At 40.2% G+C, this 682-nt stretch carries 1 protein-coding gene; it reads left to right on the plus strand.

The window, feature by feature from the left end; all coding sequences use genetic code 11:
- On the plus strand, positions 1–682 hold a 682-nt coding region (locus AC4GME_RS18865; protein ID WP_490380049.1), incomplete at both ends, for an efflux RND transporter permease subunit.

Here is a 682-nt window from a genome sequence, read left to right on the forward strand (position 1 = left end):
AAGATATACTTAGAGGATGTAGCTCGTGTTGAATTAGGCTCAAGCCGATATGATGCCGAAGGAAAATTCAACCATAAACCTGCTGCAATTATTTCTGTTTATCAATCCCCAGGAGCAAATGCATTAGAAGTTGCAGAAGCGATTAAAAATGAGTTAAATCGTTTAGGAAAGAACTTCCCCAGTGATATCGAAAGTGACGCGACCTATGACACAACTGAATCCGTTAGCGCTTCTATTTCGGAGGTTGTAGAAACACTCATTGTTGCAGTTCTTTTAGTTATCTTAGTCGTTTATCTATTTTTACAAGATATTCGCTCTACGCTTATTCCTGCTATTGCTATTCCTGTTTCATTAATTGGTACCTTTGTTTTTCTCTATGCCTTAGGGATGAGTATTAATACTATCTCACTGTTTGCATTAGTGCTTGCCATTGGTATTGTTGTTGATGATGCAATTATTGTTATCGAAAATGTCACACGATTAATGAAGGATGAAGGCCTATCGCCCGTAGAAGCGACTGAAAAAGCCATGAAAGAGGTCACAGGGCCGATTATCGCAACAACACTGGTATTGCTTGCCGTGTTTGCCCCCACAGCCGTTATGCCGGGCATCACGGGACAGATGTATGCACAATTCTCAATTACCATCTGTATTTCTGTACTGATTTCATCGGTAAATGCAC

This window comes from Psychromonas sp. (assembly GCF_983033635.1).